This is a genomic window from Psychroserpens algicola (assembly GCF_014526325.1).
GTDB lineage: Bacteria > Bacteroidota > Bacteroidia > Flavobacteriales > Flavobacteriaceae > Psychroserpens > Psychroserpens algicola.
Genome location: NZ_JACNMJ010000002.1, coordinates 180,193 through 199,748, shown reverse-complemented (window position 1 = coordinate 199,748; position 19,556 = coordinate 180,193). Strand labels below are relative to the sequence as shown.

The following is a 19,556-nucleotide window of genomic DNA, read 5'->3' as shown; positions in this document are numbered from 1 at the left end:
TATGAAAAGAGTATTATTTATAGATAGAGACGGTACACTCATCAAAGAACCAGCAGACGAGCAAATTGATTCATTTGATAAATTGGAATTCTATCCGAAAGTCTTTCAGTATTTAAGTAAAATCGCTAGCGAACTCGATTTTGAAATCGTCATGATTACCAATCAGGATGGTTTAGGAACCGCAGTATATCCAGAACATACGTTTTGGCCTGTGCATAATTTCATTCTAAAAACCTTTGAAGCTGAAGGTGTCGTTTTTAAGGAACAATTTATAGACAGAACTTTTGCTAAGGATAACGCTCCAACCCGAAAACCAAACACGGGTTTACTGACGAAATACTTTTCTTCGGAATATGATCTGGAAAATTCTTTTGTGATTGGAGATCGGTTAACAGATATTGAACTTGCTAAAAACTTGGGTTCAAAAGGAATTTTTATAAATGATCATACAAACTTAGGAACCGATGAAATTACAGTAGAACGAGAGGCTCTAAATGGGTTTATTGCTTTAGAAAGTAATGATTGGGAAGCCATCTATACCTTTCTAAAAACAGATGCTCGAACCGGAAGTATAACGCGTGATACTAACGAAACAAAAATTAGAATCGATTTAAATCTTGATGGAACTGGTCAAAGCAGCATTCATACAGGAATTGCCTTTTTTGATCATATGCTGGACCAAATTGCACGTCACGGACAATTGGATTTAATGATTGATGTTGATGGCGATTTAGAAGTCGATGAACACCATACTATTGAAGATACAGCGATAGCTCTAGGTGAGGTGTTTGCAACGACTTTAGGAGACAAATTAGGTATTGAGCGATACGGATTTTCTTTACCTATGGATGACTGCTTTGCGCAGGCTGCCATTGATTTTGGTGGACGAAACTGGCTCGTTTGGGAAGCCGATTTCAAACGTGAAATGATTGGCAAAATGCCTACTGAAATGTTTTTTCATTTTTTTAAATCTTTTACCGATGGCGCCAAATGTAATTTGAATATAAAAGCAGAAGGTACCAATGAACATCATAAAATAGAAGCCATCTTCAAAGCCTTTGCTAAGGCTATTAAAATGGCTGTTAAGCGTGATGTAGAGAAAATGATTTTACCATCAACTAAAGGGATGTTATAAATGAAGGTTGTAATTATAGATTATGGCGCTGGAAACATAAAGAGTATACAGTTTGCCTTTAAACGTTTAGGTGTTGATGCTCAACTCTCTAATAATGCAGATGTTATAAAAGCTGCAGATAAAGTTATTTTTCCAGGAGTTGGTGAAGCGAGTTCAGCTATGTTCATGCTTAGACAAAGCGGATTAGATAAACTTATTCCTAAATTAACACAACCTGTGTTAGGAATTTGCCTAGGTATGCAACTTATGTGTAATTATTCTGAGGAAGGTAATACTAAAGGACTTGGAATTTTTAATGCAAACGTTAAACGTTTTAATAAGCGTGTAAAAGTTCCGCAAATGGGTTGGAATACAATAAAAGCGTTAAAATCTAAGCTATTTAAAAACATTAATGAAGGCGAATTCATGTACCTTGTGCATAGTTTCTATGTAGAAGAATGTGCAGCTCAAATTTCAACGACAAACTATGATGAAGACTATGCTTCAGCATTACAAAAAAACAATTTTTATGGGGTTCAATTTCACCCTGAAAAAAGTAGTGTGGCAGGAGAACAACTATTAAAAAACTTTCTAGACTTATGAGAATTATACCAGCAATAGATATTATAGATGGAAAATGTGTTCGCCTTACAAAAGGAGATTACAGTACTAAAAAAGTATATAATGAGAACCCAATTGAAGTTGCAAAAGCCTTTGAAGGTGCTGGAATTCAATATTTGCATTTAGTAGATCTGGATGGTGCAAAAGCTAATCATATTGTAAATTATAAAGTTTTAGAGCAAATCAGTTCTAAAACAAATTTAAAAATCGATTTTGGAGGCGGCTTAAAAGCAGATGAAGATTTGCATATCGCTTTCAATTCTGGAGCCAAGCAAATTACTGGTGGAAGTATTGCTGTTAAAAATCCAAAAGTTTTTGAAGGCTGGATTAATAAATATGGTGGAACTAAAATTATTCTTGGTGCAGATTGTAATAATGAAAAAATTGCTGTCAGTGGATGGCAGGAAGAAAGTAATATTGACGTTTTGCCTTTTATCAAATCCTATGAATCCAAAGGTGTAACGTATGTGGTCTGTACTGATATTGCTAAAGATGGAATGCTTGAAGGACCTTCATTTGATTTGTACAAGCGCATTATCAGTACGTCAAAACATATTAAATTAATAGCATCTGGTGGTGTGACGTCTATCAAAGATTTAAACACATTAGAAGATTTAGGTTGTGAAGGAGCAATTATAGGTAAAGCACTTTATGAAGGACATATTAGATTACGAGATTTAGAAGCACATATTTAAACTATGTTAACAAAACGAATTATACCTTGCCTGGATATCAAAAACGGAAGAACCGTTAAAGGTGTCAATTTTGTAGACTTAAGAGATGCTGGTGATCCTGTAGAATTGGCAAAACAATATGCAAAACTAGGAGCAGATGAACTGGTGTTTCTGGATATTTCAGCTACGCTTGAAGGTCGTAAAACGATGCACGAAATGGTTTTAAAAGTGGCTGAGCATGTTAATATTCCATTTACTGTTGGAGGAGGTATTTCATCCATAAAAGATGTTGATGATTTATTGCATTGTGGTGCAGATAAAGTTTCAATTAATTCGAGTGCAGTGAAACGCCCAGAATTAATCAATGAATTAGCAAATAAATTTGGGAGTCAATGTGTGGTTGTTGCTATTGATGCTAAACAAATTGATAATGAATGGATAGTACATTTAGCAGGAGGAACTCAACCTACAACGCTTAATTTATTTGATTGGGCTAAAGACGTTGAGCAACGTGGTGCTGGAGAAATTCTATTTACTTCAATGAATAATGATGGTACCAAATCTGGTTTTGCTAATGCTGCATTGGCAAAATTATCAAAACTGGTAAACATACCAGTTATTGCTTCTGGAGGAGCAGGAACTATACAGCATTTCGCAGATACATTTAAAGAAGGAAAAGCTGATGCTGCCTTAGCGGCAAGTGTATTTCATTTTGGAGAAATAGAAATTTTAAATTTAAAAAGAGAGTTAAAAAAACAGCATATACAAGTGAGGCTCTAGAACACTTCACTAAGCTTTTTAAGAATAAAATAATAAAGATTATATAATGAATATAAATTACGATAAAAATAACGGACTTGTTCCTGCTATCATACAAGATGCCGCTACTAATACTGTCTTAATGTTAGGCTATATGAATGAAGAAGCACTTCAAAAAACTGTAGAGACCAAACTCGTAACTTTTTTTAGTAGAACCAAACAACGCTTATGGACTAAAGGTGAGGAAAGTGGGAATCATCTAAAGCTAGTAGATATAAAACTTGATTGTGATAGCGACACACTATTAATTAAAGTGAACCCAAATGGACCAACCTGTCATAAAGGGACAGATACGTGCTGGAATGAAAATAATAGTCAGGATTATGGTTTTTTGTCAAAATTGGAAGATATAATTTCAGAAAGAAAGCAAACTGCCTCTGACGACACTTCATATGTAGCTTCATTATTTGCTAAGGGTATCAATAAAATTGCTCAAAAAGTAGGAGAGGAGGCAGTTGAAGTTGTCATTGAAGCCAAAGACAATAATGATGAATTATTTTTGAATGAAAGTGCCGATTTACTATTTCATTATTTAATTCTTTTACAAGCTAAAGGCTTTATTTTTAATGATGTAATGTCAATTTTACAAGAGCGTCATGTAATGTAGCTTTGTTTTTCATCGAATATTTTCGCATATTATCGATTAATATTTTTTTTCATCGAATAATATTAGATTTCAACGGTTTTTTTTGGTGGTTTTATAAGTTTGTGTTGACAAAAATTAGTTTAACAAATTTAACAACCAAATCTTATGAAAAACTTTACACCTACTTTAGTTTTTTTATTTTTTTTGTGTCTCTACAATTTTTCAAGTGCGCAAGAAAAATTTGGATTCAATATCCAAAACACAATCCAAGAGAGTAACCATCTAAACTCATCATCTGATGAAAATGAACGCTTAAATCGATTATTACCAATCACATACACTTATGATGATGGTTGGATTTCCGATAATCCAATAGGAATAGCGACTTCAATTGATACTATTATTATAGAATCAGGAACTGTAAATATTTCCGCTAATACAGTTTGTGATAACTTAGTAGTTAATCCTGGAGCTGCAGTTACTGTTGATACTGATGTAACCCTAACTACAGCAGTTGTTGATTTAAACTCTACATCTCAAATGTTTTCCAGTTTAATAGCTGACGGAACAATTATTGGAGCCGTGAATTACCATCGGTATGCCTCAAAAATAGGAACTAATGATTTAATTTCCTCTCCGGTTTCCAATCAGTTATTCGAAGCATTTGCCTTGGTTAATATTGGTGACCTAGCTGCTTCTGGCTTAATAAGAGCTTTTGCTCCTTATAATACAACAGCTGGAGCTTATCAAAACTACGATATAATCAATAACGCTACTACAGTAATTGAGTCTGGTGTTGGCTATAGAGTGGCAACAGTTGATGGTAGTACACTAACCTTTTCCGGACTGGTAAGAACTGATGATGTATTAGATATTCCAATTTCTGATGCAGCTTCGGGTGACGCATGGAATTTGATTGGTAATCCGTATCCGTCATATCTTGAATTTGATACATTTTTTAACCTAAACAAATCACAATTTGATGGTGCTTCTCACCGAGCAATTTATGGTTACGATGGAGATGCATCAGACGGCTGGACAGTTTGGAATCAAGCAACAATTGATTCTCCAGCAATAACCGAACTCATTGCACCTGGTCAGGCATTTTTTGTGAAAGCTAAACCTGGAGGTGGTTTAATAGATTTTACAACATCGATGCGTTGTAGCGGAACATCTGATGATTTTATTTTAGGGAGAACGACGTTATCGGCTCATCACGGACATATAAAATTAAACATGAGTTCTGGTAGTTCGAGTTATAGTACCGATTTTTACTTTAATAGTAATGCTTCTGATGGCTTTGATCCTGGATATGATGCTGCTCTTTATGGCGAACCTTCTTCATTTTCTATTTATTCACATTTAGTTGAAAATAACACAGGTACGGCTTTCGCAATCCAGTCACTTAATCCTGATGCCATGTATGACATTGCTGTTCCGTTAGGTATTAATGCCACTCAAGGACAAGAAATTACTATTAGTATTACGGAAACAGATATGCCAAATACTATCGATATTTACTTAGAAGATACAGTGGCTAATACACTTACACTGTTAAATACCAACGACTTTGTATTCACGCCTAGTACTGATTTATCTGGTACTGGTCGCTTTTTTCTGAGGTTTGAATCTGATGTGCTTCATGTTGCGCAATCGACTTTAGAGATTTTAAGTATCTATAACAATACTCAAGATAGAACAATCGTTATATCTGGTGAATTACAACAAGGAACTACAGGTAAATTGTATAATATGAGTGGCCAATTGGTGCTTTCAAATGCTTTAAATAGTGCGACTACTCAAAATAATATTAATGTAAGTGCATTAAGTACTGGTATCTACATGTTAGAGTTAAGTAATGCTGCAAATGACATACGAATGCATAAGTTGATTATTCAATAAGAAAGATAAAATCAACTAATTTATTTAGCCGCTATAGTCAATGATTGTAGCGGCTTATTTTGTAAAATATATTAGTAAGTATGCTTCTGAAAATTTTGTAAAAACTCATAAAATAGCGTTCTTGCTTTTATGTTTAATAAACGCTTTTACTATTTAATAAAGATTCAATATTTAGGATATCGTTTTCATGGTTGGCAAAAGCAGCCCAAACTGAAAACGATTCATTTAATGATTGATAGAACACTTAATTTTATTCTTGACGGAAAACCATTTAAAACTTTAGGTTCTGGTCGTACAGATGCTATGGTTTCTGCCAATGAAACCGCGTTTGAATTGTTTGTCTATGAAAAAATAGAAGATCAAACCGCCTTTTTAGAATTGTTTAATCTTAACCTGCCTCAGGATTTAAGAGCATTAGCTATTGAGGAAGTAGATGCTGATTTTAATATCATTCAGCACTCAAAAGTTAAAGAGTATGTGTATTTGTTTACTTATGGGCAAAAATGTCATCCCTTTTGCGCGCCAATAATGACTACAATTTTAGATGATTTAGATATAGAACTAATGAAAAAAGGAGCTCAGTTATTTGAAGGGACTCACAACTTCAAGCCTTATTGTTTTCGAGCGACCGATAAAGGATTATATGAGCGTACTATTGATAGTTGTATCCTTACAGAAAACACATTGTATTCCGCAAATTTTTTTCCGAAAAACACGTACACACTTATCGTAAAAGGAAAAGGCTTTGGTCGAAACCAGATTCGCCTCATGATGGGAACGCTTATAAAATTAGGTAGAGGAGAAGTAGATTTAAATTATATTGAAAATTCCCTCAAGTCTGAAAGTACAGAGGTTATGGATTTTATAGCACCTGCTTCAGGTTTGATTTTGAATTCGGTTGCTTTTGAATAACATTATAATTTGCTTTTTGCATGAGCTAAACCTAATTCAATATAATGCAATAATTCGGCTTCGGTTTTAATGCCATTTTGAGAAACATAGACGAACTCTTTCATTAGTCGTTTGGTAAAATCCATAGGTCTTACAGCGTCTTTAGCCAATTCAGTAGCTATCACATCTGAGAGGACTCTAACCATCAAATCATCTTTAACAATACCAACAGTCATTTTACCTTTGTATAAAAAGCAAAGGCCTCCAAACATTTTCTTTTCAGTAAAATCTTCTGAAAAAAAACGAAGTTGTTCTCTGATTCTGTTTGCGAGCTGTTCGTCAAATGCCATAACTTAAATTTTTAATCGCGCAGAAGCCATGATACTTTGATCGGCATAATCACCTTCTAAATATTTAAGATGACCAACTATAGCAATCATAGCAGCATTATCTGTTGTATATTCAAACTTTGGAATATAAGTCGTCCAACCAAATTTTTGTTCGCCATTTTTTAAAGCTTGCCTAATGCCTGAGTTTGCCGATACACCACCACCAATTGCAATATGTTTAATACCAGTTTGCTTCGTTGCCAATTTCAATTTATCAATTAAAATTCCAATAATCGTATATTGAATTGAGGCGCAAATATCATTCAAATGCTCTTCAATAAAATTAGGATTTGCTTTTACCTGCTTCTGTATAAAATATAATATAGCCGTTTTTAATCCCGAAAAACTAAAATTTAAGCCATCTACTTTAGGCTTTGTAAAGGCAAATGCTTTTGGATTTCCCAATGCAGCTCTTCTGTCTATTTCTGGTCCGGCAGGATAGCCTAAACCTAATAATTTCCCACTTTTATCAAAGGCTTCACCAACAGCATCATCAATGGTTTCTCCAATCACTTCCATATCGAAGTACGAATTGACCTTAACAATTTGAGTGTGGCCTCCAGAAATCGTCATCGCTAAAAAAGGAAATGGCGGCTTTTTAAAACCGTCTTCTTCAATAAAGTGTGCCAGAATATGAGCTTGCATATGATTTACATCAATCAACGGAATGTCTAACCCGTAAGCCATTGATTTTGCGAAAGAAGTTCCTACCAATAAAGATCCCATTAAACCTGGACCACGAGTAAAGGCAATGGCACTGAGTTGCGTCTTAGAAATTTCAGCAGTTTTTAATGCCATATCAACTACAGGAACAATATTTTGTTGGTGTGCTCTAGACGCTAATTCTGGTACAACACCGCCATAAGCTTCGTGTATTTTCTGACTGGCAACAATGTTACTTAAAATTTTGCCGTTACACATTACAGAAGCCGCAGTATCATCGCAAGAAGACTCTATAGCAAGAATATATATATTTTGTGAAGTCATTAATATAAATTAGGCACAATAATTGTTAATTTTGAGGTCAAAGTTATAACTTTCAGAGCGTATCAAGAAATTCCTAAAAATAGTATCAAAAATATTAGCAATTATTTTGCTATTGTTCATCATTTTGGTGTTGGTATTATCTATTCCAGCTGTTCAAACAAGTTTAGGAAAATATGCAACTAATCGTATTAATGATGAGTTTGGGACTAATATTAACATTGGAAAAATCGGACTCCAGTTTAATGGCGATGTAGAACTTAAAGAAATTTACATTGAAGATTATAAAAAAGACACCTTAATTGCCATAAATGAACTAAATACTTCAATCCTTAACTACAGAAATGTTATTGATGGTACTTTAAACTTTGGTGATATTGATATCATGGGTTTAATTTTTAATGTCAAAACGTATAAAGGCGAAACCGATACAAATCTCGATATTTTTGTAGCCAAATTTGATGAAGATAATCCCAGACCTGAAAAAAGCACATTTTTACTGTCTTCAAGTGATGTCTCTATATATGATGGGACATTTAGATTAATTGATGAAAATCGTGAAACAGAAAAAGTACTCGAGTTTTACGATCTGAATATCAATGCAACCAATTTTGTCATTGCCGCAAGTGATGTTAATGCCCGAATAAATACGCTGGCTTTTAAAGATAGTCGTGGTGCATATGTTAAAAATATGGTGACCGATTTTGAGTATACTGTTGAACACATGATTTTTAATAATCTGAGTATTAAAACTGAAAATTCTCATCTTGACGGAAATTTGCGTTTTGATTACAATAGAGAAGATTTTAAAGATTTTGAAAATAAGGTAAACGTAACAGCAAATTTTAAAGATTCTGAGGTGTATCTCAATGATTTAAATACGTTCTACAACGAATTTGGAGTCAATCAAAAAGCGCAGCTCAATGTAGAATTATCAGGAACTCTCAATAATTTAGATGCAAAAAATCTTCAGCTTAATGCCAGTGGTAGAAGCAAAATTTATGGCGATATTAACTTTAAAAATCTATTCAGTCAGGCTGAAGGCGATTTTTCAATGAACGGTCGATTCGATAATTTATCGTCAAATTATTATGACCTAACCGCATTATTACCAAATATTTTGGGAGAATCTATTCCGACAGTATTTTCAAAACTTGGCGATTTCAGAATCACAGGAACCTCATTTATAACTGATACAACCATTGACGCAGATATTAATATTAATACTGATATAGGCTTAATAATATCAGACATGAAAATGACTCGTGTTGATGATATCGATAATGCCAGTTATATTGGTAATGTTGTTTTTGATGAGTTTGATTTAGGAGTCTTACTTAATGATCCTAAGGTTAAAACAACATCTTTTAATCTGGATGTCGACGGAAAAGGATTTACAATTAATAATTTGAGTACTCAGGTAAAAGGGGAGGTTTTTCATATCGAATATAATGATTACGACTATAAAGATGTCGATATTTCTGGTAAACTCGGAAATCAGATTTTTAATGGTTTCCTCGAATCGAAAGACAAAAATTTCAAATTTCAATTTAACGGACTAGCAGATTTGTCTAAAGAGATCAAAGCTTTTGATTTTAGCGCTAACGTTGAATATGCTAACCTTAGAGCCTTAAATTTTATTACAAAAGATAGTATTTCTGTATTTAGAGGGAATGTAACCACATCGATGAAAGGCGCTACCATTGATGATGCGTTCGGAACCTTAGATTTTGAAAATACAACTTATGTCAATGAAAATGACGAATACTATTTTAAAGATTTTAAAATAGAGTCCAAATTTGAAAATGATAAGCGTATACTAACCATTAATTCACCAGATATTATTCAGGGTGAAATGAGTGGTAATTTTAAATTTGCCGATATAGGTAGGCTGGTCGAAAATTCTGTAGGTAGTATCTATACCAACTATATTCCAAATGAAATTGAAACCGATCAGTATATAGAATTTGATTTTAAAATCTATAATAAAATTGTAGAAGTATTCTACCACGAACTAGAATTAGGACCAAACACAACTGTAAAAGGACGAATTGAAACTGATGAAAAACAGTTTAACTTAACATTTAATTCGCCAAAAATTAAACTACTCGATTATTTTGCAAATGACATTTCTATATTAATTGACAATAGTAATCCGCTGTTTAATACCTATGTTGAAATGGATACATTGAGTACGAAGTTTTACAATGTGTCAAAATTCAGCCTTATTAATGTAACACAACGTGACACCCTTTTTATCAAATCTGAATTTAAAGGAGGTAAAAATAACGTAGATGACTTTAATTTGAGTATGTATTATACCATCGATGAAAATAACAAATCGGTTGTTGGTTTTAGAAAGTCTTCGGTTTTATTTAAAGATAATGAATGGATTATTAATGAAGATAAGAACAAACTGAATAAAATCACCTTTACCAGAGACTTTAAAAACTTTGACATTAGTGAGATGGTGATGAATCATTTTGATGAGCGTATCGAACTTTCAGGAGACATACAAAGTGATACTTACAAAAATCTGAAACTTGATTTTACCGATGTTGACCTCACTAAAATCACACCTAGAGTCGATAGTTTGCTGTTAGAAGGACGCGTTAATGGAGAGTTAAAAATTCTTCAAAAAGATGGCGTGTATTTACCAAATTCAACTGTTGTAATAAGTGATTTAAAAGCTAATGACTTTGAATTAGGTGTACTTAACGCACAAATTACAGGTAATAACTCCTTAACCAATTACAATGTTGATGTAACTCTTAAAAATGACAACTTAAAATCACTTGATGCCAAGGGTGTAATAGATGTAGATTCAAATTTAATCGATATCGATGTTGCCTTTGAAGAGTTTTTGTTAGATCCTCTAGATCCTTTTGGAGAAGGCGTAATAACTAATATTAGAGGTTTGGTTACAGGTAATGCTAAGGTAAGCGGTAACCTGAAAAATCCGCAATTTAATGGTGATTTACTTTTAGATAACGCAGGATTAACCATACCATATCTGAATATTGATTATAGCTTTGACTTTGATTCTAAAGTGAAACTAGAATCTCAAAAATTCATATTCCAGAATGTTGAGATTACCGATTCTGAGTATTTCTCAAAAGCAACTTTGAATGGTTTTATTGGTCACCAGAATTTTTCAGATTGGAAACTCGGATTAGAAATTGATACCGACCGTTTACTGGTTTTAGATACCGATTATGATGAAGAAGAGCTCTATTATGGAACAGCTTTTGTCGATGGAAAGGCAGAAATTTCCGGACCAACAGACGCACTAAAAATAGAATTCAACGGAAGTACAGCTCAAGGGACTATTTTTAAAATTCCTTTGAGTGACTTAGAAAGTTACGGTGATAATTCATTTATTAAGTTTTTAAGTCCTGAAGAAAAAGAAGCCCGTTTACGTGGTGAAATAGTTAATAATACTGAAATAAAAGGGCTAGAGCTCGAGTTCAATTTGTTCGTCAATCCGTATGCAGATATCGAAATTGTAATTGATAAAAATTCAGGAAGCACCATTCAAGGTAAAGGAAATGGTAATTTACTGTTTGATATCAATACCAACGGAAAATTTCAAATGTTTGGAGATTTTCAAATTGTTGAAGGTAATTATAACTTCGCTTATGCTGGGCTTGTTCAGAAAAAATTCACTGTGGTTCCAGGAGGCTCCATCCGTTGGGAAGGTGATCCACTAAAAGCGCAGGTGGGTTTAACAGCAGTATATAAAGCCAGAGCTAATCCTTCGGTTTTACTAGATGCGCCTATTAATAGAAGTATTGACGTAGAAGTAGAAATTAATCTAACAGGTCAGCTAGAACAACCAGATCCAGATTTTACTTTTAATTTTCCAGATGTAGATTCTAATATTCGATCAGAATTAGAATATCGTTTAGAAACCAGAGAAAGTAGAGAAAATCAGGCCTTATTTTTATTGTCAACAGGTTCGTTTGCTAGTGAGGCAAGTCTGGGACAACAAGCATATGGTACTATTTCAGATCGTGTAAATGCCTTTTTTAACAGTTTTCTAACCAACGATGACGGGAAACTGCAGGTTAATTTTAACTATGAAGCGGGATCGCAAACTGCAGATTACCAAACCGATGATAGATTAGGTTTAACATTAAGTACAAAAATTAGTGATCGCGTATTAATTAACGGTAAAGTAGGAGTGCCTATAGGTGGTGTCAATCAAACTGTAATTGCTGGTGATGTTCAAATAGATGTACTTTTAAATGACGACGGAACACTTAAAGCGACATTCTTCAACAGAGAAAATAGTATTAGAAACTTTGGTGAAGAAATCGGTTATACTCAAGGCGCAGGTTTAACTTATAATGTCGAATTTGACACCTTTAAAGAATTGGTACAAATCATCTTCTCTGGTAAGAATAAAAAGAAAGCGGAAAAAAAGGAAGAAAAAGTAGAAGATGAAAACGAAAATCTAACTCCAGATTTCATAAAAATCAAATCAAAAAAGGGTTCGAAAAGCAATTAATTTCGCCTGTTTTTAACATTTTTTCTTTTTTTTATTAACGAAAACGTTTGAGTTTTTGAACACCTGTTAAATAAACCCTATTTCCATTTTTATTGTAGTTTTTGTTTACTAAGTTTACTTTTTGAATCAAAAAATATATGTCAAAAAAGATAAAAAAAATAGGTGTTTTTACATCTGGAGGAGACTCTCCAGGAATGAATGCTGCCATACGATCTGTAGTTAGAACTTGCGCTTTTCATAATGTAGAATGTGTTGGGATTTACAGAGGTTATGAAGGGATGATTGAAGGTGATTTCAAGGCGATGAATGCACGTAGTGTAAAAGACATTATTAATAAAGGAGGAACCGTTCTTAAGTCTGCTAGATCTAAAACGTTTAGAACTGCCGAAGGTCGTAAAGAAGCTTATAAACAATTAACCAATGCCAATATTGATGCTCTTGTTGCTATTGGTGGTGATGGTACTTTTACAGGTGCCATGGTGTTTAATCAGGAATTCGGGTTTCCTGTCATGGGAATTCCTGGTACAATTGATAATGATATCTTCGGAACATCTCATACACTTGGTTACGACACCGCATTAAATACAGTCGTTGAAGCTATCGATAAAATTAGAGATACTGCAAGTTCACATAACCGCTTATTTTTTGTTGAAGTTATGGGACGTGATGCCGGACACATTGCTTTAAATGTTGGTATTGGAGCAGGAGCTGAAGAAATTTTAATTCCTGAAGAAGATTTAGGTTTAGACCGACTATTAGAATCTCTTCGTCGCAGTAAACAATCCGGAAAATCGTCTAGTATTGTTGTCGTAGCTGAAGGTGATAAAATTGGTAAAAATGTTTTTGAACTTAAAGATTATGTGGAAGAAAATATGATCGAATACGATGTACGTGTTTCTGTTTTAGGACACATGCAACGTGGTGGATCACCATCATGTTTTGATCGTGTATTGGCAAGTAGAATGGGTGTTAAAGCTGTAGAAAGTCTTTTTGAAGGAAAAACCAATTATATGGTAGGTCTTTTAAGTGATAAAATAGCGCTTACACCTTTAGATAAAGCTGTTAAAGGTAAATCTGAAATAAATATGGAATTATTACGAGTGTCAGATATCATGACAACATAATTCTAAACACAATAACTGAATAATAACGTAATAGAAATAAAAAAAGAAAAAAATGTCAAATTTAAAATTAGGAATTAACGGTTTTGGTAGAATAGGTAGAATCGTTTTTAGAGCAACAGTAAAGAGAGATGATGTTGATGTCGTTGCAATCAATGATTTATTAGATGTAGAGCACTTAGCTTATTTATTAAAATATGATTCTGTTCATGGAAATTTTGATGGAACCGTAGAAGTTAAAGATGGACATTTAGTCGTTAATGGTAAAACGGTTAGAGTTACTGCAGAAAGAGATCCTAAAAATTTAAAATGGGATGAAGTAGGAGCAGATGTTGTTGCCGAATGTACAGGAATTTTTACAACGCTTGAAACAGCAGATTATCATATCCAAGCAGGAGCAAAGAAAGTTGTAATTTCTGCACCTAGTAAAGATGCTCCTATGTTTGTAATGGGTGTTAATGACGATGAATTAACAGGAGATCATACTATTGTATCTAATGCATCATGTACAACTAACTGTTTAGCACCAATGGCAAAGATTGTTGACGATAATTTTGGTTTAGAAGAAGCTTTAATGACAACGATTCATGCTAGTACTGCAACACAATTAACGGTTGATGGACCATCTCCTAAAAATTATAGATTAGGACGTTCGGCACTATTAAACATTATCCCTTCTTCAACAGGAGCAGCTAAAGCTGTAGGAAAAGTTATTCCTAAACTTAACGGAAAATTAACGGGTATGGCATTTCGTGTTCCAACTGCTGATGTATCTGTTGTAGATTTAACAGTTAGAACTAAACAAGAAACATCTCTTGAAGATATCAAAGCTGCTTTCAAAAAAGCTTCTGAAGGTGCAATGAAAGGTGTTTTAGGATATACTGAAGATGCGGTGGTTTCGCAAGATTTTGTGAGTGATGTAAGAACTAGCATATTTGATGCTGATGCTTGTATCGAATTAAATCCAAAATTCTTTAAATTGGTATCTTGGTATGACAATGAGTTTGGATACTCAAACAAATTAGTAGATTTAGCTCAAAAAGTTAATTCTTTATAGTAAATAATTCACTTTAAATCCGCAGTTATCAATAGTTTAGCTGCGGATTTATTTTTTAACTAAGCTCATGATTTTAATCACTGATGGTGGCTCAACTAAATGCGATTGGATAGTCGTAGATACTAATGGAAATCAACTCCATGAAAAAATTCGTACTAAGGGTCTTAATCCTGCCATTTTAAAAGAAAAGAAACTTAAAAAAATAATTCGTAGTAGTGATGAACTCATGCAGTTTAATCATCAAGTGACGCATGTATTTTTCTATGGCGCTGGCTGTGGAACAGAAAAGCCAAAACTAATGCTTACTGAAGCACTAATGTCCATATTTATTAACGCTGAAATTGATGTCCAAGAAGATACTATGGCAGCTGTTAGAGCTACATTAAATCATAAAGATGAAGCCGCTGTTGTTTGCATTATGGGTACGGGTTCAAATTGTAGTTACTATGATGGCGAACATTTGCATCAACGTGTCGTATCATTAGGTTATTCTCTTATGGATGATGCTTCAGGGAATTACTACGGAAAAGAGCTTATTAAAGACTTTTACTTTAATAAAATGCCTGAAGATATAAAGGTTGCTTTTGAACATAAATACAACTTAGACGCCGATTATATTAAATATAATTTATACAAGCAGCCTAATCCGAATGCGTATTTAGCGAGCTTTGCAGAGTTTATGTTTTTAAACAAAGATTCTGATTATATAAGGGACATGATTAAAAATGGAATTCGTGTTTTTGCTGACCATATGATTTTTCAATACCGACAAGAATTAAAAAGCGTACCTGTTCACTTTGCAGGATCAATTGCGTTTTTTGCTGAGCAGGAAATACGCGAAGTAGCAGATGAACTTGGTTTTACTGTAGGTAATTTTGAAAGACGCCCTATTGAAGGGTTAGTGACTTACCATACAAATCAGTTATAAATACTCATCAATTATTTGGTAGATTTAAACGACCTTATGATAACCAGAGCGCAAAGTATTGTAGTGGCTACAAGACCTATGGCAAGTCCGTTTTTTCCATAGATAAAATTTCCGATAGCAAAAAGCATACTGTAAACACCAATTACACCACAGAAGAATCCAAGAATCTTCATTCCAAAGCCTTTAAATTTAGATTCACTTCCGAAGATTAAACTGTTAAAGGAGTTTAGCGTATTGGCATCTGTAGGTTTAGTTAGTAAAGTCACTAAAATCCAGCCTATTGTGGTGACAACAACGCCAAATACCAATTGCCAGTGTCCAGCGAGCTCAATCATAGGAGTTTCTAGTTTTCCGTTTATAAAAAAGAACACAGCAATAACAAATGAAATGACCATTGCAGCAATCTCACTATACGGATTAATTCTTCCCCAGAACCATCTTAAAATAAATAGTAAACCGGTACCTGCTCCAATTTGTAATAATAAGTTAAGGACTTCACCTGCCGACTGAAGAAAAAATGAAAACAGAGCAGCTAATATCATTAGTGATATTGTAGAAATTCGACCCACTAAAACCTGTTTTTTATCTGAAGCATCCTGATTTATAAAGCGCTTATAAAAATCATTAACGATATACGAGCTTCCCCAGTTGAGTTGAGTTGATATCGTGCTCATAAACGCAGCAATCAACGATAGCAATACAATACCAATTAATCCAGACGGCAAATAAGTCATCATAGCTGCATAAGCAACATCTTCACCTTGCATTGAAGCCGAAAGGCTAGGGAAGGTTTGATTGATACTCTCTAAGTTTGGAAAGATGATTAATGATGCCAGACCCACAATTATCCATGGCCAAGGACGAATTGCATAATGTGCAACATTGAAAAATAAGGTTGCCCAAGTAGCATGCTTTTCATTTTTAGCAGCAAGCATTCGTTGTGCGATATAACCACCACCACCTGGCTCTGCGCCAGGATACCAAGTACTCCACCATTGTACTGCCAAAGGAATGATAAGTACTGTGATTAAAGCTTCAGTATTACTAAAATCAGGCAGTAAGGCTAGTTTATCTTTTACGTTGATGTGTGTTAGTAAATTTGTTGTGCCTCCAATTTCTGGTAGATTTACAATGTAAATGGTAGCCCAAATACTTCCAATCATGGCAATTATAAACTGAATGAAATCTGTGATTAAAACCCCTTTTAATCCGCCAAAAGCCGAATAAATCACTACTATTATTGATGAATAGATTAACATTTCACTTTGCGAAATACCAAGTAATATATTGGCAATTTTGGCACCAGCCAGGCATACACCTGCCATAGTGATCACATTAAAAATAACACCTAAATAAATTGCTCTAAAGCCTCTTAAATAGCCTGCAATTTTTCCGCTGTAGCGCAATTCATAAAATTCTAAATCGGTAGTAATATTACTTTTTCGCCATAGTCTGGCATAAAAAAATACGGTAAGCATGCCAGTAAGTAACATGGCCCACCATACCCAGTTTCCTGAAACGCCACCTTCTCTTACCAGCTGTGTTACTAAACCTGGTGTATCAGCAGCAAATGTAGTTGCCACCATACTCACACCAAGGAGCCACCAAGGCATATTTCGACCTGAAAGAAAAAATGCTTTAGAATCTTTACCAGCTTGCTTTGATACATAGATACCAATACCAGCAAAAAGAATTAAAAAGAAAATAATGATGATCCAATCGAGAGTTGAAATACTCATAGTCGTTAGTTAAGATGTTAGCATAACAAATCTAATATTTATATTGTAATAAAAAAGGCATTAGAATATCTAATGCCTTTTTGGATAAAAATTGGTTGGTTAGTTATTTTATCCATCCTTTTGCTGTTGCCATTTTTGCAAACCAAATAAGGAAAGCACAAATGACTAATATCATAATTGGCATTGCTAAACTCATATCGTCAACAGTACTAAATAAATAGCCATGCTGAACAGCAGCACATAGAAAAGAGATTATAAATAAAATTGTAGCCCATTTTTTTCTAATAAGTAATGCTAAAGCGCCTAAGGCACCGCAAAACACTGCTAAAGCAAAACAAGCAGTATACCATGCAGGATATTCTACTAAAAATTCAGCTTGTTGTTCTTGAGGAAGTTGAGCTACCATGTCTTCAGTCATGAAAGCACGACCTAAATATGCAAGAACGCCAAGGCCATTCCAAATAAGTGCTAATACGGCAACAATCCAAAACCAAACAGGTGGTTTGTTGTTTAAAGAATTTGTCATTGTAAATAGATTTTAGTTAGTTAAACGCAACAATTTATAAAATTTATTGCTAAAAAATCAAAAAACTCAACCCGATTTTATGATTTACATAAAATCGAATTGAGTTTTGACACTTAAAATTTGTATAAATTCTAATCTTCTACAATATGAAGAACAGGTGTTTTATTTACCCATTTTCCATTTTTAGATTCACCAAGAATAATAACATCTTTTGTTTGCTCATATTCTTTTATGGTACGCATCATTTGCTCTTTGGTGTCTCTGTGTAATTTAATTCCAGTATTTTTACCTTTATTTCGGATTTCTATATAAAATCCGTCTCTGAATTTTATAGGTCTTGTTGGAGGTCTTCCCATGTATCTGTATTTGTAGTAATAGTCTTGCATATTAATAAAAATATATTCAATATGCAAGGGATTCATTGATTTTTCAAAACTAATTATTTTAGCCACTCTAAAACAGCAATTTGCATTAGTAAAACTTATTAACATATAGACACTAGCTATCCCAAAAAGTTTTTATATTTTTATCTGCATCGACTCAGATATTACAATGAAAGTTAAAAAGAAAAAAAAATCTTATAAAGCATCCAATCTTCCGCCAGGTACTATGGCTTACAAAGGCCTAAAACAAACGAGTACTACTGATGTTGAAATTATAAACTATTCAAAAGATCAATACAAAAGCATTAATTCTAATCGTGTCGAAGATGCTTTTGATTTTAAAGGAAATGATCATGTAACCTGGATTAATATTAACGGATTAAATGATATTAAGGCCATAGAAACTATTGGCTTGCATTACCATTTACATCCTTTAACGCTCGAGGATATTGTTAACACCAATCAACGCCCAAAAATTGAAGAGTTTGAAAATTATCTTTTCGTTGTATTTAAAATGTTATACATAAAAAATGATGACGAATTGTACTATGAACATATGAGTTTAATTGTTGGTGAAGATTATGTCATAACCTTTCAGGAAGCAGATGGTGACGTTTTTGATGATTTAAGAGAACGCTTGAGTACTGCTAAAGGACGAATTAGAACTCAGGGATCTGATTATTTAATGTATACCTTGCTAGATGCTATAGTAGATAATTATTTTACTGTTATAGAAGCGTTTGGCGATAAGGTTGAAGAGTTAGAAAGTGCACTTTTTCAATCTGAAGATACTGGTCCTGATACACCGCAAGTCATTCAAAAACTAAAACAAGAAATTCTTAAAATTAGACGTTCCATTTATCCACTAAGAGAAGTTATCAATCGCATGGAGAAAATTGAATGTGCATTCATTGAAGAAAAAACACACAGTTATCTTCGGGATCTATATGATCATATTATACAAGTAAATGAATCTGTTGATTTATATCGCGAAATGATATGGAGTTTAATGGATATGTATATGACGATTATTAGTAATAAGATGAATGAGATCATGAAAGTGCTTACTATCATTGCTACCATATTCATTCCATTAACATTCATTGCAGGTATATATGGTATGAATTTCGAAAACATGCCTGAACTCCATACCGAATATGGTTATTTTATACTGATAGGAGTGATGTGTGTGCTGTTTATTTTTATGTTAATTTATTTTAGAAGAAAGCACTGGCTTTAACATAATTTAAGTTAAACAATTCCCAAAAGGGTTAAATGCTGTTAAACCACTTGACAAAATTCAAATATCCCA

At 33.6% G+C, this 19,556-nt stretch carries 17 protein-coding genes; 12 read left to right on the top strand and 5 right to left on the bottom strand.

Going from position 1 to position 19,556, the window contains the following annotated elements; translation table 11 throughout:
• Nucleotide 1: 1 nt before the first annotated feature.
• The 7 genes from hisB (at nt 2) to H7350_RS06740 (ending at nt 6,628) form a co-directional block, all read left to right on the top strand.
• Nucleotides 2-1,135 carry a bifunctional histidinol-phosphatase/imidazoleglycerol-phosphate dehydratase HisB gene (gene hisB, locus H7350_RS06770; RefSeq protein WP_204345139.1) on the top strand — a complete coding sequence of 378 codons (1,134 nt, stop codon included), beginning with the start codon at nt 2-4 and terminating at the stop codon, nt 1,133-1,135.
• Nucleotides 1,136-1,717, top strand: a complete 582-nt coding sequence (gene hisH / locus H7350_RS06765; protein WP_204345138.1) for an imidazole glycerol phosphate synthase subunit HisH — start codon at nt 1,136-1,138, stop codon at nt 1,715-1,717.
• Nucleotides 1,714-2,430, top strand: a complete 717-nt coding sequence (hisA, locus tag H7350_RS06760; RefSeq protein WP_204345137.1) for a 1-(5-phosphoribosyl)-5-[(5-phosphoribosylamino)methylideneamino]imidazole-4-carboxamide isomerase — start codon at nt 1,714-1,716, stop codon at nt 2,428-2,430. Before hisH ends, hisA begins: the two co-directional genes overlap by 4 nt.
• A 3-nt stretch (nt 2,431-2,433) precedes the next feature.
• The gene (gene hisF / locus H7350_RS06755; protein ID WP_204345136.1) at nt 2,434-3,189 is read left to right on the top strand and encodes an imidazole glycerol phosphate synthase subunit HisF; all 756 of its coding nucleotides are present in this window, start codon (nt 2,434-2,436) and stop codon (nt 3,187-3,189) included.
• A gap of 46 nt (nt 3,190-3,235) precedes the next feature.
• Nucleotides 3,236-3,835 (top strand): bifunctional phosphoribosyl-AMP cyclohydrolase/phosphoribosyl-ATP diphosphatase HisIE, encoded by a 600-nt coding sequence (gene hisIE, locus H7350_RS06750; protein WP_204345135.1) that lies wholly within the window; start codon nt 3,236-3,238, stop codon nt 3,833-3,835.
• A gap of 144 nt (nt 3,836-3,979) precedes the next feature.
• Entirely contained in the window at nt 3,980-5,716 is a 1,737-nt protein-coding gene (locus H7350_RS06745; RefSeq protein ID WP_204345134.1) for a T9SS type A sorting domain-containing protein, read from the top strand.
• Nucleotides 5,717-5,845: 129 nt separating this feature from the next.
• On the top strand, nt 5,846-6,628 hold the full coding sequence (locus H7350_RS06740; RefSeq protein WP_204345133.1) for a tRNA pseudouridine synthase A: 783 nt from the start codon (nt 5,846-5,848) through the stop codon (nt 6,626-6,628).
• A 2-nt stretch (nt 6,629-6,630) separates the two neighbouring features.
• Here the strand turns inward: H7350_RS06740 and H7350_RS06735 are convergent, their stop codons facing one another.
• Together H7350_RS06735 and tsaD are read right to left on the bottom strand one after the other, a co-directional pair.
• The gene (locus H7350_RS06735) at nt 6,631-6,957 is read right to left on the bottom strand and encodes a TfoX/Sxy family protein (protein ID WP_204345132.1); all 327 of its coding nucleotides are present in this window, start codon (nt 6,955-6,957) and stop codon (nt 6,631-6,633) included.
• Between the two features lie 3 nt (nt 6,958-6,960).
• Nucleotides 6,961-7,983 carry a tRNA (adenosine(37)-N6)-threonylcarbamoyltransferase complex transferase subunit TsaD gene (gene tsaD, locus H7350_RS06730; protein WP_204345131.1) on the bottom strand — a complete coding sequence of 341 codons (1,023 nt, stop codon included), beginning with the start codon at nt 7,981-7,983 and terminating at the stop codon, nt 6,961-6,963.
• A gap of 106 nt (nt 7,984-8,089) precedes the next feature.
• Between tsaD and H7350_RS06725 the strand changes: the two genes are divergently transcribed.
• The 4 genes from H7350_RS06725 (at nt 8,090) to H7350_RS06710 (ending at nt 15,596) form a co-directional block, all read left to right on the top strand.
• Nucleotides 8,090-12,490 carry a translocation/assembly module TamB domain-containing protein gene (locus tag H7350_RS06725; protein WP_235989285.1) on the top strand — a complete coding sequence of 1,467 codons (4,401 nt, stop codon included), beginning with the start codon at nt 8,090-8,092 and terminating at the stop codon, nt 12,488-12,490.
• Between the two features lie 137 nt (nt 12,491-12,627).
• A complete protein-coding gene (gene pfkA, locus H7350_RS06720) occupies nt 12,628-13,614 on the top strand; it encodes a 6-phosphofructokinase (RefSeq protein ID WP_204345130.1) in 987 nt (328 codons plus the stop codon).
• A 52-nt stretch (nt 13,615-13,666) separates the two neighbouring features.
• A complete protein-coding gene (gene gap, locus H7350_RS06715) occupies nt 13,667-14,668 on the top strand; it encodes a type I glyceraldehyde-3-phosphate dehydrogenase (protein WP_204345129.1) in 1,002 nt (333 codons plus the stop codon).
• Between the two features lie 67 nt (nt 14,669-14,735).
• The gene (locus H7350_RS06710; protein ID WP_204345128.1) at nt 14,736-15,596 is read left to right on the top strand and encodes a BadF/BadG/BcrA/BcrD ATPase family protein; all 861 of its coding nucleotides are present in this window, start codon (nt 14,736-14,738) and stop codon (nt 15,594-15,596) included.
• A gap of 11 nt (nt 15,597-15,607) precedes the next feature.
• Here H7350_RS06710 and H7350_RS06705 read toward each other — a convergent pair whose 3' ends face one another.
• The 3 genes from H7350_RS06705 to H7350_RS06695 all read right to left on the bottom strand — a co-directional run bounded on the left by H7350_RS06705 (nt 15,608) and on the right by H7350_RS06695 (nt 18,283).
• The gene (locus H7350_RS06705; RefSeq protein ID WP_204345127.1) at nt 15,608-17,335 is read right to left on the bottom strand and encodes a sodium:solute symporter family protein; all 1,728 of its coding nucleotides are present in this window, start codon (nt 17,333-17,335) and stop codon (nt 15,608-15,610) included.
• 103 nt (nt 17,336-17,438) lie between these two features.
• Nucleotides 17,439-17,861: a hypothetical protein gene (locus H7350_RS06700; protein WP_204345126.1), complete on the bottom strand. Its 423-nt coding sequence runs from the start codon at nt 17,859-17,861 to the stop codon at nt 17,439-17,441.
• Nucleotides 17,862-17,992: 131 nt separating this feature from the next.
• Nucleotides 17,993-18,283 carry a hypothetical protein gene (locus tag H7350_RS06695; protein ID WP_338105767.1) on the bottom strand — a complete coding sequence of 97 codons (291 nt, stop codon included), beginning with the start codon at nt 18,281-18,283 and terminating at the stop codon, nt 17,993-17,995.
• 130 nt (nt 18,284-18,413) lie between these two features.
• Between H7350_RS06695 and corA the strand changes: the two genes are divergently transcribed.
• Nucleotides 18,414-19,484 carry a magnesium/cobalt transporter CorA gene (gene corA / locus H7350_RS06690; protein ID WP_204345125.1) on the top strand — a complete coding sequence of 357 codons (1,071 nt, stop codon included), beginning with the start codon at nt 18,414-18,416 and terminating at the stop codon, nt 19,482-19,484.
• Nucleotides 19,485-19,556: the final 72 nt, after the last annotated feature.